Here is a 16,391-nt window from a genome sequence, read left to right as displayed (position 1 = left end):
GCTTGTCCTTCGAGTTAAATTTAAAAATTAATATACTTTATCACCGTTGAAAATAGAGTTTTTCACGACTACATAATCCACAGTACGAATAGAGTCTAATTTTGTTCCACCAGCGTAAGAGATAGAAGATTGAAGATCTTGTTCCATTTCGATTAAAGTGTCTTCTAAAGAACCTTTATGCTCAACGAACATTTTCTTACCTTCAACGTTTTTCTTCTCACCTTTTTGGAATTCAGAAGCTGAACCGAAGTACTCTTTATAAAGTTTGCCGTCTTTTTCGATTGTTTCCCCTGGAGACTCTTCATGACCAGCGAATAGAGAACCGATCATAACCATAGTCGCCCCAAATCGAATAGATTTAGCTACGTCGCCATGTGTACGAATACCACCGTCAGCGATAATTGGTTTACTTGCAGCTTTTGCACACCAGCGAAGTGCAGCTAGTTGCCAACCACCAGTTCCAAAGCCTGTTTTAATTTTAGTAATACAAACTTTACCAGGTCCAATACCAACTTTTGTTGCGTCAGCACCAGCGTTTTCTAATTCTCTTACCGCTTCTGGAGTTCCAACGTTTCCAGCGATAACGAAGCTTTCTGGTAAATGCTTTTTAATATGTTGAATCATGTTGATTACAGCATTAGAATGTCCATGCGCGATATCAATCGTGATGTATTCAGGTGTAAGGTGTTCAGCAGCTAACTGTTGTACGAATTCATACTCGTCCGCTTTTACACCAACGCTAATAGAAGCGATTAATCCACGTGATTGCATATCTCTAATGAATGAGATTCGTTTCTCTGGTTGGAAACGATGCATGATATAGAAGTAATTATTTTCAGCTAAATAAGTTGCAATTCTTTCATCAATAATCGTTTGCATATTTGCAGGTACGACAGGTAATTTAAATTTATGTTTACCTAAAGTGACAGTTGTATCACATTCAGAGCGGCTGTTCACAATACATTTTGCAGGAATTAATTGAATATCTTCATAGTCGAATACGTTTTCCATCATTTACACCCCTAAAATACGAATATTTTATTTTTATTAATCAAAAATGTTCGTCCATATGATAATTTACATTGTTTTCATTAAAAAGTCAAAGGATTTCTTAACGTTTTTTTAAAAAGTAGATTTTATATCTAAAAAACAACGTTAAAAACGAATTTAAAACGTTTTTTTGTTTGTATTGTTCGTTTATAAAAAGGGTTGAAAAATTAAGATAATTATACAAGGGTGTATGTATTCTTTTTATTTTTTGGAGTGGATGTAGGATTCTATGAAAAGGTTAATGCTAACAATACGAGCAAAAGATGTTATCAAGTAGTTGAACAATATATGAAATGATAAGGTTTATTTCTATGTAAAAAGATGAATCTGGCATAATCCATCTTTTTATGTGAGGTTTCAAGTATAATAAGTAGGGCGATAGTAACGTATACAAAAGATAAAAAAGAAAATAATACAGAATAAAATGAGGTTAATATATGAGTAAAAAAGAGTTTTTTGAGTATAAATTAAGTAAAGAAATTGTAAGGGCACTTACTGGGTTAGGGTATGATCATCCAACAGAAGTACAAGGTGAGGTTATTCCAGTCGCATTACAAAAGAAGGATCTTGTTGTGAAGTCCCAGACGGGAAGTGGAAAAACAGCTTCATTTGGTATTCCACTTTGTGAGATGGTGGAGTGGGAAGAGAATAAACCACAAGCATTAGTTTTAACACCAACGAGAGAGCTTGCGGTACAGGTGAAAGAAGATATTACAAATATAGGGCGATTCAAAAGAATTAAAGCCGCCGCAATTTATGGTAAGTCCCCATTTGCACGTCAAAAATTAGAGTTAAAGCAAAAGACGCATATTGTAGTAGGGACTCCAGGGCGTGTATTGGATCATATTGAAAAAGGGACCCTTTCTTTAGAGCGATTAAAATATTTAGTGATTGATGAAGCGGACGAAATGCTAAACATGGGCTTTATCGATCAAGTAGAGGCAATTATTGATGAATTACCTACAAATAGAATGACAATGCTATTTTCAGCAACTTTACCGGAAGATGTTGAAAGGTTATCACGTACATATATGAATGCACCAACTCATATTGAAATTAAAGTGGCTGGGATTACGACGGATAAAATTGAACATACCCTTTTTGAGGCGATAGAAGACGAGAAGCTTTCACTACTTAAAGATGTAACAACGATTGAGAATCCTGATAGCTGTATTATTTTCTGCCGTACACAAGAAAATGTAGATCATGTATATAGACAATTAAAACGAGCTAACTATCCTTGTGACAAAATACATGGTGGTATGGTACAAGAAGATCGTTTTGAAGTCATGGATGATTTTAGAAAAGGAAAATTCCGTTATTTAGTAGCAACAGACGTAGCTGCGAGAGGAATTGATATTGATAATATTACACATGTTATTAATTATGATATTCCACTTGAAAAAGAAAGCTATGTACATCGTACTGGAAGAACGGGACGAGCTGGAAATAGTGGAAAAGCTATTACATTTATAACACCATATGAAAATAGATTTTTAGAAGAGATTGAGGAGTATATTGGCTTTAAAATTCCAAAGGCAATTGGACCTTCAAAAGAAGAAGTTATGAAAGGGAAAGCTGCATTTGAAGAAAAGATACATGCTAAACCAATTATAAAGAAAGATAAAAATGCAGACATCAACAAAGGCATTATGAAGCTGTACTTTAATGGCGGGAAGAAAAAGAAAATTAGGGCGGTAGATTTCGTCGGTACAATTGCTAAAATTAAAGGTGTTACAGCAGAAGATATAGGTATTATTACGATACAAGATAATGTTTCTTACGTCGAAATATTAAATGGAAAAGGACCACTTGTCTTGAAAGTCATGAAGACTACAACGATTAAAGGGAAACAACTAAAAGTTCATGAAGCAATTAAGTAAATAAAAACTATCCACTTTAATAGGTGGATAGTTTTTTATTTATGATTCTTTTAAATCATCCACTAGTTGCTCCGCTAAACGTCTATACATATTACTCATAGTCACGAAGGATGTTAGTAGTAGAAATTTTTCTAGCTTTGTGTCTTCTAAGGAAGAAATCTCATTTACTTCTGTAACACGGTTATTTACGTCTTGTTTAAAGCTTTCGACATTGCTTTTAGTAAGAGCAAGATAATTTTTGTATAACGTATTTAATTCGAATGAATCATCATTTAATAAGGAGTCATTTATAGTTTCTAATGAACTTTTTATGTCGTTAATGGAAAGAGCACCTTTTAATTGATAAATTAGGCTAATTAAAATCATATGCTCTTTTGAATATTTTTTATTTTTGATAGGGATGAATAGTTTCCCTTTTGCGTAATTATTAATCATCGTTTTTGTTAATACTTTTTCATCATCAGTTCTCGTTGTATCTGCATAAGTATTCTCAAATAGTTGGACAACTTGATCTACATATAAGTCAACATTTGGAATATCCTCAAGTTTAATATTTTTTTCTAAATGCAATGTCTCAAGTAATTCATTTATATTTTCCACGTAGAATCCCTCACTTTTATAACTTAGTGGAACTTAATGTCTAATACATCCTTAAATATGGTATTACGAAACAAATAAAATGTAAATGTTGACCTTAAAAAGAAATGTGTATATAATTACATGTAGTTATTGAAACTACATGTAATTATATGAGGGGTGTTATTATGAATGCTTATGTAAGGGAACCAGTTAATGCATTTACTCACTTAGGTGGAGCGATATTATCATTTATTGCCTTATTAGCTATGCTTGTGAAAGTTTCTATCAAGATGCCATCATTTGCTGCAATTACAGCTGTTATTTTGTTTGGGATTGGAATGATGGTCCTTTATACGGCATCAGCTGTATATCATAGTGTTGTGGCCAATGAACGTGTTATTTACTTCTTTAGAAAGCTAGATCATTCTATGATTTTTATATTAATTGCAGGTACATATGCACCCTTTTGCTTAATTACATTAAATTCAGCAAGTGGTTTGTTATTATTTTGTTTAGTCTATGCAACTGCGATTTGTGGCATTGTGTTTAAAATGTTTTGGTTTAATTGTCCAAGATGGTTATCGACAGCAATTTATATTACGATGGGTTGGTTAATTGTTTTATTCTTTGCACCGTTAGCTGAGAATTTAAGTACAGGAGGCATTGTTTTCTTAGTACTTGGGGGCATTTTTTATACAATTGGTGGATTTATTTATGGAACAAAGCCAAAATGGCTAGAGTTTAAATATATGGGACATCATGAAATTTTTCACGTTTTTGTATTATTAGGTAGTCTTGCACATTTTCTAAGTGTATATTGTTACGTAATTTAATAAGAAAAACGCCACATAACAAAAATTATGTGGCATTTTTCTTATTACTTGATTGGAATCGTATATGTTATAAAATTATTATGGGATAAAATGTAAGTTTCTGTGTTCGCATATTAAACATAGGATAAGAAATATGTGATATACTTTGAGAAGTTTATAATGAATGAAATATGGAGGACTATAATTATGGCAATACTTGTAACAGGTGGAGCAGGGTATATTGGTAGTCATACATGTGTAGAATTACTAAATAGCGGTTACGAAATTATAGTAGTTGATAATCTTTCGAATAGCTCGGTAGAATCTATAAATCGAGTGAAAGAAATAACAGGAAAACAATTTAAGTTTTATAAAGAAGATGTTTTAAATCAAGAAGCACTTGACGCAATTTTTGAAGAAAATGCAATCGAAGCAGTTATTCACTTTGCAGGATTTAAAGCTGTAGGGGAATCAGTAGCAATTCCATTAACATATTATCATAACAACATTACGAGCACTTTAGTGCTATGTGAAGTAATGCAGAAACATAATGTAAAGAAGATGATTTTTAGTTCATCCGCAACTGTATATGGTATCCCGGAAACGTCACCGATTACAGAGGAGTTTCCATTAAGTGCAACAAATCCATATGGTCAAACGAAATTAATGATTGAGCAAATTATGCGTGATGTAGCATTTGCAGATAGAGAATGGAGTATCGCGTTACTCCGCTATTTCAACCCATTTGGTGCACATGAAAGTGGACGTATTGGAGAGGATCCAAATGGAATTCCAAATAACTTAATGCCATATGTTACACAAGTGGCAGTAGGTAAGCTAAAAGAATTAAGTGTATTTGGAAATGACTACCCAACGAAAGATGGAACAGGCATCCGTGACTACATACATGTTGTAGACTTAGCAAAAGGTCACGTAAAAGCGCTAGAGAAAGTACTGAATACAACAGGAGTAGATGCTTATAATTTGGGCACAGGTACAGGGTATAGTGTACTTGAGATGGTTGAAGCATTTGAAAGGGTTTCAGGAAAAAAAGTTCCTTATAAAATTACAGAGCGTCGTCCTGGTGATGTGGCAATATGTTTTGCAGATGCATCAAAGGCAAAACGTGAACTAGGATGGGAAGCAAAACGTGGATTAGAAGAAATGTGTGCAGATTCTTGGAGATGGCAATCAAATAATAAAAATGGCTATTTGGAAGTTTAATATGTAGATACAAAAAATGCCCTTTGCATGAGCAAAGGGCATTTTTGTATTTATTTCCCGTTAAGTTTATTAGCTAATTTGGTAAAAAAGGTCCGCTGTTTTATAGGAATATTTGACTGGCAAAATGTATAATAATCAATATCTTTAATGTAAGTAAAGAGCCTAGAAATAGCATATAGGAATGTAATAGAAGATCCAACTGCGAAACTAATGCCGTAACCATTGAATCCAAATGGAAGCAGGATAAGGCTTAATAACAAGTTTGTAAAAAAGAAAATAGCTGATGTTCGAAATGCCCCTTTACGATCCTCAAAGTATAGGAGTAGTAATGTAATAACGAGCACCATTCCATTTGCATAAGCACCAACTATAGTTAATTGCAGAATAGAGTAATTAAGTGTTGTCTTTCCAGATTGCGAACTAAACATCCATATTATAAAAATAATAAGTAAGGAAAAAATACCTTGATTACGAAGTATACGTTCCATTTCCTGCTTTAAGACAAAGTTCATGGAATCTTTCAATTGTAAAAGCGTATGTAATGTTCCACCATTGTTTACCGAACCGAAGAACTTTTTATATCTTTCATAAAACCTCGTTTCAATGGATACTACAAAGAAAATATAGGTTGGGATAATACTTAAATACGCCCAGAAAACAGAAGTATCATAAATTTGATGATAAATAAATGTGTCTTCAATATTTCCCCGACCGTCTCCAAACCAAATAACAAAATTACATACCCAAATACCCACATTGTAAAAGAGGCTTGACCAAAATAATTCTGGATATTTATCTAAATAAGACAGAAAGGTAAATTGTTCAGTAGCATCACTATTTGGAAACATTCGTACAATAACGATACTTAACCATACTAGTGTAATGAAAGTACCGAGTGTAAAAGAAATTAAAAGCAATAGGGCAGATCCATGTTCTAACCCAAGTGTAGGGTGCCAGTAAGCTACTAGGATAATTCCTAATAGGGAAAAAATGGATCCGATTAAAAATGCCAGTGCAATTGATTGATAATCTTTAGCTGCTGTTAAATAAATGGACTGAATCCAGATGATATTTAAAGCTAAAAATAAAAATAGCATCACGATTTTATAATATAAAGCTAACGGTGTGAAAAATGCAAACAAAAGCCATAACATAATAGCTAAAAAAAGTGTGATCTTCGTCATTCCTAAAAATGAAGAAAATACTTTATCAGCTTTTTGTTCGTATAAAAGGTCAGCTACATATCTAGTTACAATGAGCTGCAATGCTCCGTAAATAATTTGAGAAAAAATAAAGCAATATGAAATTGAAATAGTGAAAAGGCGCTGTTCTTCAATTGAAATAGAATGAAATAAATTCAAAATGAATCGAATAGTTGTTACTGCTAAAATAACGACTAACCAAGGACCAGCTGTAACAAATAACGAAAATCCATAAGCTTTTACCCTTGAAGAATAGTAGTCTTCCTGAAATAATTTTTGTAATCGAAATCCTATACCTGCCATGTTTTCGCACCCCTTTCTAAATAAAGCTTACGATAACTATCAACAACACCTGATAATTGATAATATGCTTCAATACGATTACGCCCATTGTTTCCAAATTGTTGAATGGATTCAGGGTGGCGATAATACCATTCTAAGTGGGTGGCAACTTGTTCAGGAGATACAGGTGGTACAACAAAGCCACATTGGCCGTAAGGATCTTCATCTTGTCCATAAATTAACTCCTTACAAGAACCAACGTCTGTAACAACCCATGGTAATCCCGATGCCATTCCTTCTAACATAGCTAGTGGTTGCCCTTCAGATATGCTAGTTAATACGAGAATATCCGTTTGTTTTAAGTAATCTTTAATGTTTACTCTGCCAGTCATTATTACATGTTCTTTTAATCCAAGTTGCTGAATTAAATCACGACATTCTTGGGCATACTCTGGTTCTTCTGTATCAGGACCTAATAAGTAGAAGATAAACGGAATATCTTTTTCTAATAATAATTTAGCTGCATAAATCATTGTTTTTACGTCTTTAATTGGCACAACTCGTATAATAGCAGAAATAATGAGTTTATCTGAATTATGTTTTGGCTTACGTAGCCCCTTATAGTCAGATAAAGTAACACCATTTGGAACAATTTTTAGTTTATGGGCCGGAGCTCCTAGTTCTTTTTGATATGCACTATTCCGTCCGAATAACGTAATCACATCAGCAGCTTGTTCATATGCTTGGTGAGATAAATGATGGAAGAAAGAAACCCATCTTTTTTTGTATTCGATTGGTATCCAAGTTGATTGGAGTATTTCCTCTTCACGTTCCCGAGAATAAATACCATGCTCTGTTAGAATAAATGGTATGTCAGATTTGGCACTAATTGCAGCTCCAAGAAGCCCACCATAGCCTGTAGATACAGAATGGATAAGATCTAATTCAGGAAAATCAATTTGTAAAATTTGAATGATTGGTGTGAACATAGATCTCCACATCCAAAAGTAATTTAAGAAAGAACCGCTACTTTCTTCATACAAATAGCTTTCTTTCACTATTTCATAAAATTCACGACTTTCGAAGAAGGAATGTAGTGTTCCTAGCTTTTGCTTGTTCCCTAATATTTGTAATGCTTCTGTGTCGTTAGCTTGGAATGTAAACCATTTTTGAAGTGTTTGTACTTCATCAGTCGTTAAATTGGTTTTTATATGTTTTGGGTCACTTTCTGATTGTAAGGGAATCATAATGATATCTTTTACATTGTTAGGAATTTCATATTGATATTCCTCTTCTGTTTTTATTTGCGGTACGATCGCAAAAATGGTGAATTCATGTTCTTTAAATTGTTGGATGATCATTTGTACCCAACTTGCTACTCCGCCACTGACAAAAGGATAACTTCCTTCAACGACTAAACCTATTCTCATCTGCTATACCCCTTTAATTGGAATTGTAGCGTTAGCTTGTTTTAATATAACGCTATAAATTTGTGAATCTAGCTTTGTAACTGTGCCGTATGGGAATGAACCGGTTTTCAATTTTTTCCCTTCTTCCACACGTATAATCGTTGCAGTGTGGTTTGGTAATCCTTTATATGCAATGTGAACAGCATCATCTTCATAAGAAACAGTTAAATCACCAGTTTGATAAATTTTCATGGAAGCAGTTGCTTCACTTTGTGTCATACTTTTTATATAAGGATATCTTTCTCGTATTTCTTTAATTGTCGTTTTATAAGCTTTAAATAATTCTTCCCACGTTAAATTACCCGAACGTTTTTCATCAAGGATATCATCTGGATGGACGAAATGTGAGATAACCCCTAAATTTGCGGTAACATCAGCTAAAATAAATTGTTCTTCATCTGAAATAGCATAGCCACTCGTAATACGTGGGAAGTGATAAATATTTTTGTTGTGCTCGTCTGGTCCAAATTCTTGAATTAAACTGCCGTTACTTTTACTTCCCACATATAGGGAAGCAACTGTTTCCATAGTTGGAACTGCGTCGTTTAATGCACTTAATCCAGTTGTATTTATAATATTGGATGGTGGTACATAGGTTTTTAGTTTTTCGTTTGGAAAGAAGTTATACACGAGTTTTTGTAAAGCATCTAAGGATCTCTCCATGTCCTCTTTTGAATTCCATGGAACATATTCAAGTGCTTTATCTACTGGGTCTGGTGGTAATAATAAAGGTTGATGGTTATAGCCATGAATACCGATTTCTCCACCGTGACTTAATAATTCTCTCCCAAATAATAAATAGGTATTTCTATTTTTACCTGTAAAATTTTCAAAGGGTGGCGTTACTTTATTTTGGTATGTGCCAATTGCAACCCCTGTATATTTAATATCAAGCTCTTCAGAGATATCCTTCATATTTTTCCACCAATGTTTTTTATAAAATTCTTCAACAGAAATTTTTTCTGTTGTTAAGTTTTTTAGTTCTCCACTTGGAATTGGAGATGGGAAGTCATCGATATACATAATCTCCGCTCCAAGTTGTACTGTAGCGAAAGTCGGGAAAATAGTACCCAGTGATTGAACGAACATACCTCTACCTAATTTATCGTTCAATGCTGTTGTATTCCAATATAAGACTTTTCCTTCACCGTAGTCATTGGTCCAAAGGATGGGAGTATCTTCTGCAGTAATCCAAGTATTAGTTGTATTCTCATCTAGCGTAATATTCATTGAGCTATGAGTGAACAATGGAGAAGAACTTGAGAGATCAGGATAACCAGGGAATAAAACTTCTTCAAAGGTTAATCCTTTCACATCTTTGAAGCCTTCTTTTTTTGTAATACCAAATAATGTGTTCCAGGAAGGATCTGAATCAAGTCGGTTTGCGATAATAATCCTTCCGCCCATTTGTACAAAATTTTGAATATCAGCTTGTGGAAGTTGTGCCATTATTTCACCTGTAATAATAATTCCTGTATAGGGAGAGGGAGTAAGTCCCTTAATTTCATTAGCTGTAATATCTTTGTAGTGTAGGTGTGCGTAATCCATTGCCTTTTTCGTATTAAATTCGACTTGTTGCCCTAATGTATTATCCGTTTTTAAAACGTATAATTGCATTTTTTGTCCATTTTGGGCTACATCTTTTGCTTTGAGTGTTTTAACAGTATCTGTTTCTTTAGTTTTAGGAACAGAAAACTTTTGATAGAAATTTTCTGTTCGATATATAAGGATAGATATAATTAAGAGAAATAAAATGATACTAACAATTCCGATATATATATTAATCCCCTTTTTCAATGTGTGCGCCTCCAAACTGTCTTACAAATAATTGATATTTACGCGGTAGTATATGAACTCTTTTTGCAGCTGCTAGATTATTGATTAAGTTATAGAGATCGTCCCATAACTTTTGTTCATAATATATTTCAAGTAACCCAACGTAACCGTAATATGATTCAGGATAGAAATGAATAAGATTTAAAAATTGTTCTTCAGACTTTGCATATTGTTTTGTATGTAGAAACAGATTTCCAAGGTGGAAAGGATAAAGAGGTTCGGTAGGGAATAGTTCTACACTTTGTGTAATAAAATTCATAAATTCGGCGATTATTTTTTCCTTTTGCTGATTAGAAAGAAGACCACTGTCTATATATCTTAAATAGTTAGAAACCAACTCTTTTGCAATTTCATTTTGTGGATTTTGTAGAAATTGCTTATTTAAGTATTCGATCTGTTTTTCGTACCGTTCATTTAGTAAATTAATAGTAGTTGCTGCGTAATGTACAGTTTCAGGATCTTTATGATGAATGGCTTCTTTCAATAAGCCTCCTTCATTGGAAATAGGGGAGGAGCTTAACTGTACAATGAGTTGTTTATGTAATTCAGGCTTATCTAGTTCTAATCCAGAAGAAAATGAAATTAGGTCCATATCTTGTTTTGCTGATGCCAAAATATCTTCATAATGATCAACTTGAAAGGAAACATACTCAGAGTATTGCTGTAACCACTCGGTCTTGGAGCGTCTTATATTCAGTAATAACATGATTGCTGATACAATAAGTCCGACAAGCGGGAAAAGGAGAGAGATAATCAAGCAAAACTCAATAATTCCTTTCTTATCTTCAGTAATCAAACCTTTCGTAAATCGAAATAAAAGAAAAACCAAAATAGCATAAATAAAGTAAAGAAGGAGTAAAATCATTAGCATACCACTCCTTTAGAAGAAAGAGCGTTTTGTATACGAGTTTGGACTGGTAATAAAAACTTTTCTTCAGTGCCAGGTAATAGAATCATAACTTTTTGTTTGGTCGTGCTATAACCGAATATATCAATATCACGCAAATGATCTTTTAAAATAGAATTTATCATTTCTAAAGAATCTTGTGGAACAGTAAATTCAAAATAGGAATATGGATAAGATAATGTTTCGTACCGTTTCTTTTCTATTTTTAGTAAATGTTCAAATTCATCTTCATAATAAATACTCGTTTTAGGGAATGTACGATCCTCTTGACTTGATAGCCAAAGATTAGAAGCGTTTTGTAAACGATCACCCATCCAGCGCAAATACCATGTGAAAAGTTCGAATTGCTCAGAAGTTACTTTTGAAAATTCAATTTCGTCTAATATAATGACGTATTGTACATCATCTTGGAATAGGACGGGACCAACTAAAAGTGGAGCATCTTGAAAATCCTCTTCTGTACGGAAAAAAGGTCGATTATGCGCTAGAGCGTTTTTGATGACTAGCGAAGCATTTTTAACAAAAATGGATTGAGGTAAGGTATTTTTACCAGTTTCTGCTCTTAATTTAATACGAAGTGATTGTTTATTGTTATCGACGTGATAGATACCAATTTTTTTTGCTCCGAAATACATTTTTAATACATTTATTCCCTCATCGAGTACAATTTCAGGATGTGTATGATTTAAAGCTTTAAACATATGATACATTTTAGATAAGTGATTATTTGATTCAAGTACACGAGAACGTAGTGTAATACGTGTTTCATCCAATTGTTTCACAACATATTTTAATTCTTTATTTTCGGCTTTTAGCTCATTATTTATCATATGTACATCTTCATACCGTTCTTTTTGTGCAGTACTCATTAGTCCACAACATAAACTAATAACAAGTAAGAAAATCCAATTAATCCAGTAATCTAATGAATAAAAGTACAGTAATATATCATCTTCTTTATATATACCGCTTATAAAAATATAAATCATTGCTTCTAGAAAGGTGAAAAGGGCGATAGATATGCCATACCGGCTAGAAATAATTAATGTAATAAATAAGAGTAAGAAGTATTCATACGTTGGTGTTAGAAAATCAGTTAGTATTGAGAGAAAAAATAGAGCAATAAAGAGAATCGTAGGTTCAATCATTTTTTGTAATAAATTAGATTGTCTATAGTGCATAAAAAATCCCTTCTTTCGTTTGCAAATTTAATTTTGAGGAATAGTACACTGAAATAAAATACATAATTTAAAAGAATTATTTTAAAATATATAAAGCCCAAATCATTTTATCAACAGAGATGTAGTAAATTCAAGTGAAATAAATTCTAATTTTTGTTAATGTATTGTATTTATTGGAATTTTTTATTAAATATCGAGCTTGAAAAAATGTAAAATGTTATTGTATTACTATACTTGTATTAATATATAAAATGATAAAAAATTACAGTTTTATAGGGGGTAATATTATTATGGAGTGGAAACGTTCCATGTACTTTTTAGCTATATTTTCTTTTATTTTTTCCTCAAGTACATCCGCCCAAGCAAATGTCGTGGAACCAGTTTTAAAAAATGTACGAAGTTATAAAATTTATTATGGTGAAGCAAATGAGCAAGTAATTGAGAGACTTTCAAAGTATGATATGGTCATTATAGAGCCATATGCATTTACGAAAGAGCAAGTTCAGCAATTAAAAAAATCCGGAATAGTAGTCCTTGGGTATGTTAGTGTTTTAGAATTAGAATCGTGGCATAAATCGCAAGTAGTTGAATCAGACTATTATTATCGAGACGGTAAGAAAATGAAGATTGAGCAGTGGGATACATATATTATGAATTTAGCTGATGAACATTACCGGCGGATTGTTGTAAATAAAGTGAAACAGCAAGTTATTGGAAAAGGAATAGACGGTGTGTTTTTAGATACCGCTGGTGATATTGATGACTATTTTTATGATCAGCCAGTTACACAAGGGAAATTTCGCGAAGCATATGTAAATTTATTAAAAGAAATAAAAGGTGTTGATTCTGATTTGCTTCTTATACAGAATTGGGGATTTGACACAATCAAAAATACATCCTTGAATTTTATACATGGTGTATTGTGGGAGGACTTCAATAAACAAGTTATTACGAAAGATGAATGGAGTCAAAATTGGATGCGCTATTTTAAACAACAAAGTAATAAGATTGTAACGTTTACCGTTACTCCAAATACCGTATCTAAAAAATATAGTTCTATAAATGGATTTATTCCTACAATTAATCCGAATGATATTTATGATAAATAGCAATTATTAGGGATGAGAAACTATCAATATTGACTATGAAAGTTTAGGTCAGTATACGATTATCTTATAAAGATGAATGTATTACTGACTAGCTCATTTTATAATATTCCATGTTAGAAATTAGTAGAATAAGATAGAAAAAGTGCATTATCCTATTAATTTTTATAGAAATAAAAAACGTGATATTTAAAATAACATCAATACTTGTGTCATGGTTAGAGTACGTTTATAATCAAGGAATCCTATTAATGTTCTGATAGGGTTATTTATGATTGAAAGCGTTTTAAATTTGGCGTTCTTCAAGGTAGGAAGTCTGACCTATTTAGATTAAAAATTATGTATGTAGTTTGAAATAGGAAGAAAAATAATAAAGAATCACTTTATATTGTGGGGAGGTTAAAAGTGTGAAAGGGAAAGAATTTCACACGAATACATATGGGTTACGTAGGATTATTACTTTCGGGTGCAGCTTTATTTTTAAATAGTCTTGTTATATTAGGAAAAGCAGAGATGAAAAGTGCAGGTGTTTTTAATTTATTTGTGGGTGCACTACAAATTATTATTCCGTTCTATTTAATCATGATTTCTGATCAAAGTAATTGGACGGTATATTCATATGCAGCTACTTTCTTATTCGGATTAACCTATTTATATGTAGGTGTTACTTTTATAAAAGGAATGGACAGTAGCGGTTTAGGGTGGTTCTGCATTTGGGTAGCAATTATTGCTTTATTCTATATGGTTGTTTCATTTGTTCAATTCCACGATGTTGTGAATGCGTTAACGTGGTTTATGTGGGCATTACTTTGGTATTTATTCTTTGTATTAAATACACAAAAAAAGAACATCAATCAATATCTTGGAAGGATTGCCTTCGTACAATCATGGGTAACATTGACGTTACCTTCACTCTTTTATTTTATGGGAGTATGGGGAGAGGGATTCGTATATGAATTATGGGTTTATGTATCTGTAATTTCTATTTTATACTTCTGTTGTTGTATTTATAAATATCGAGTACGTTAATATATTTTTTGTAGAAAAGCATGGAATCGTTAAACGAGTTCCATGCTTTTTATATGTTAGCATTTATAATAGAGAGGTAGTATTTTACAATTTATCGAAATGGGGATGATAAAGTTGAAAAAAGTATTGGTGCTAGGGGGAACAAGATTTTTTGGTAAACATTTAGTAGAAGCACTTTTGCAAGATGGGCACGATGTAACGATTGCGACGAGAGGAATTACGGAAGATTCTTTTGGGAGTAGAGTAAAAAGACTTATTGTAGATAGAGAAGATGAAAAACAACTAGCAGAGCGTCTAGCAGATAAAAGTTATGATATTGTATACGATAATTTATGCTATAGCTCGAACGCAGCGAAGATAATATGTGAAGTGTTACGAGGGAAAACGACAAAATACGTTATGACATCTTCAATGGCTGTCTATGAACCAGCACTAAGTTTATCAGAAGAGGACTTCGATCCGTACGAGTATGCAATTGCGTATGGAGATAGGAATGACTTCAATTATGGTGAAGGAAAGAGGTTAGCCGAAGCAGTTGTATTTCAACAAGCAACATTTCCAGTTGTTGCAGTTCGTTTTCCAGTTGTTATTGGAGAAAACGATTATACGAAAAGGTTACAATTTTACGTTGAACATATTGTGAGAGAAGAACCTGTCGCAGTGAATCATCTAGATGGAAAATTGTCGTTTATACATGAAGAAGAAGCCGGGGAATTTTTAGCTTGGTGTGGGATGAAAGACATAGAAGGGCCAATTAATGCTTGTAGCAACGGGGTAGTTTCTACTCGGGAAATTATTCATTTTATAGAAGAGAATACGGGAATAAAATCACTCATTCAAGAAGTAGGAGATCATGTAGCACCTTATAATGAATTGACTAATTGTACATTACATAATGGAAAAGCTAATGAATTAGGGTTCCCGTTCCGAGGGTTGAAAATAGAAATAGAAAAAGTATTACATTATTACATACATGCAATGAAATGATCATAAATCCCCCGGTGGCAATCCGGGGGATTCTGGAGGATTTCGACAATACTAATTTTACATTACCAAACTTACCTTATACGCACGACTAATGTTTTTGTGATTGAATTGCTTGTAAATACTTTTCATTTACCCGGTCCCAGTTCACTGTATGCCACCAGTTGGTAACAAATTCTGGGCGACGATTTTGGTACTTTAAATAATAGGCATGTTCCCATACATCAATGACAAGTAATGGAATTTTGCCTTCTTGCAAAGGTGTATCTTGATTAGGTGTACTCATTACAGTAAGTTCTTCACCATCAAGGACAAGCCATCCATAACCACTTCCAAAACGGCTAATTGCTGCTTTAGACAGTTGATCTTTTAAGTTGTCAAAGGTATTGAAATAATAATCAATTACTTTTGCAACGTCTCCATTAGGCTCGCCGCCACCCCGTGGGCTCATTACTTCCCAAAAAAGACTATGACAATAATGTCCACCACCGTTATTTCTGACAGCTGTAACAATTTCCTTTGGTAAAGCTTCTAAATTACATAGTAACTCTTCTAAAGATTTATTATGTAATTCCGAATAGTTTTCTAATGCGGCATTCAAATTATTTACGTATGTCGCATGGTGCTTTCCATGATGAATAGAAAGTGTATTGCTATCGATATATGGCTCTAGTTCATCATAGTCATATGAAAGCTTTGGCAATTGAAATGAAGACATGACATTTCCTCCTTTCTCTCTAAAAGTTGGTCTAGGTAAAAATAATTTACCTGAGTAAAAAATACACCTATTTTTCATGAAAGTCAATAGTAATCTCTTAATTTTCTGAAAGATAGTACAATAAAAGTA

The 16,391-nt window shown here is 32.9% G+C and carries 14 protein-coding genes; 6 read left to right on the top strand and 8 right to left on the bottom strand.

The genetic code is table 11. The features are described 5' to 3' along the window. Positions 1–27: 27 nt before the first annotated feature. Positions 28–1,011: a GMP reductase gene (gene guaC, locus MKY00_RS27460; RefSeq protein ID WP_000432432.1), complete on the bottom strand. Its 984-nt coding sequence runs from the start codon at positions 1,009–1,011 to the stop codon at positions 28–30. A 476-nt stretch (positions 1,012–1,487) separates the two neighbouring features. Here guaC and dbpA point away from each other — a divergent pair, with 476 nt between their 5' ends. Continuing rightward, positions 1,488–2,933, top strand: coding sequence for an ATP-dependent RNA helicase DbpA (dbpA, locus tag MKY00_RS27455; RefSeq protein ID WP_016719069.1), 1,446 nt, complete (start codon positions 1,488–1,490; stop codon positions 2,931–2,933). Positions 2,934–2,972: 39 nt separating this feature from the next. Here the strand turns inward: dbpA and MKY00_RS27450 are convergent, their stop codons facing one another. Beyond that, positions 2,973–3,533, bottom strand: a complete 561-nt coding sequence (locus MKY00_RS27450) for a DUF1836 domain-containing protein (protein ID WP_016719068.1) — start codon at positions 3,531–3,533, stop codon at positions 2,973–2,975. A 164-nt stretch (positions 3,534–3,697) separates the two neighbouring features. Between MKY00_RS27450 and trhA the strand changes: the two genes are divergently transcribed. Beyond that, a complete protein-coding gene (trhA, locus tag MKY00_RS27445; protein ID WP_000995364.1) occupies positions 3,698–4,345 on the top strand; it encodes a PAQR family membrane homeostasis protein TrhA in 648 nt (215 codons plus the stop codon). A 186-nt stretch (positions 4,346–4,531) separates the two neighbouring features. Next, complete coding sequence (gene galE, locus MKY00_RS27440; RefSeq protein WP_000996533.1) at positions 4,532–5,548, top strand: UDP-glucose 4-epimerase GalE; 1,017 nt, start codon at positions 4,532–4,534, stop codon at positions 5,546–5,548. 50 nt (positions 5,549–5,598) lie between these two features. Here galE and pelG read toward each other — a convergent pair whose 3' ends face one another. Genes pelG through MKY00_RS27415 form a run of 5 tightly spaced genes read right to left on the bottom strand, consistent with a single transcriptional unit; the run spans position 5,599 to position 12,425 of the window. Further along, entirely contained in the window at positions 5,599–7,053 is a 1,455-nt protein-coding gene (gene pelG, locus MKY00_RS27435) for an exopolysaccharide Pel transporter PelG (protein WP_016719067.1), read from the bottom strand. Further along, a complete protein-coding gene (gene pelF, locus MKY00_RS27430) occupies positions 7,041–8,462 on the bottom strand; it encodes a GT4 family glycosyltransferase PelF (RefSeq protein WP_016719066.1) in 1,422 nt (473 codons plus the stop codon). Before pelF ends, pelG begins: the two co-directional genes overlap by 13 nt. A gap of 3 nt (positions 8,463–8,465) precedes the next feature. Further along, positions 8,466–10,298 (bottom strand): DUF2194 domain-containing protein, encoded by a 1,833-nt coding sequence (locus MKY00_RS27425; protein WP_016719065.1) that lies wholly within the window; start codon positions 10,296–10,298, stop codon positions 8,466–8,468. Continuing rightward, entirely contained in the window at positions 10,282–11,202 is a 921-nt protein-coding gene (locus tag MKY00_RS27420) for a tetratricopeptide repeat protein (protein ID WP_016719064.1), read from the bottom strand. Before MKY00_RS27420 ends, MKY00_RS27425 begins: the two co-directional genes overlap by 17 nt. Beyond that, a complete protein-coding gene (locus MKY00_RS27415) occupies positions 11,202–12,425 on the bottom strand; it encodes a hypothetical protein (protein ID WP_000559343.1) in 1,224 nt (407 codons plus the stop codon). The genes MKY00_RS27420 and MKY00_RS27415 overlap by 1 nt, the downstream gene beginning before the upstream one ends. 290 nt (positions 12,426–12,715) lie before the next feature. On the opposite strand from MKY00_RS27415, the gene MKY00_RS27410 reads away from it, so the two are divergent. The 3 genes from MKY00_RS27410 to MKY00_RS27400 all read left to right on the top strand — a co-directional run bounded on the left by MKY00_RS27410 (position 12,716) and on the right by MKY00_RS27400 (position 15,547). Further along, a complete protein-coding gene (locus MKY00_RS27410) occupies positions 12,716–13,534 on the top strand; it encodes a putative glycoside hydrolase (RefSeq protein ID WP_016719063.1) in 819 nt (272 codons plus the stop codon). Between the two features lie 435 nt (positions 13,535–13,969). Beyond that, the gene (locus MKY00_RS27405; protein ID WP_016719062.1) at positions 13,970–14,560 is read left to right on the top strand and encodes an AmiS/UreI family transporter; all 591 of its coding nucleotides are present in this window, start codon (positions 13,970–13,972) and stop codon (positions 14,558–14,560) included. 105 nt (positions 14,561–14,665) lie between these two features. Then, the gene (locus tag MKY00_RS27400) at positions 14,666–15,547 is read left to right on the top strand and encodes an NAD-dependent epimerase/dehydratase family protein (RefSeq protein ID WP_033678606.1); all 882 of its coding nucleotides are present in this window, start codon (positions 14,666–14,668) and stop codon (positions 15,545–15,547) included. An 88-nt stretch (positions 15,548–15,635) separates the two neighbouring features. Here MKY00_RS27400 and sodA read toward each other — a convergent pair whose 3' ends face one another. Further along, positions 15,636–16,262, bottom strand: coding sequence for a superoxide dismutase [Mn] (gene sodA, locus MKY00_RS27395; protein ID WP_000094046.1), 627 nt, complete (start codon positions 16,260–16,262; stop codon positions 15,636–15,638). Positions 16,263–16,391 lie beyond the last annotated feature (129 nt).

This window comes from Bacillus sp. FSL R9-9834 (genome assembly GCF_038006905.1).
GTDB lineage: Bacteria > Bacillota > Bacilli > Bacillales > Bacillaceae_G > Bacillus_A > Bacillus_A pacificus.
Note: the sequence above shows the minus strand (reverse complement) of the source record. Positions and strands in the feature narration are given on the sequence as shown.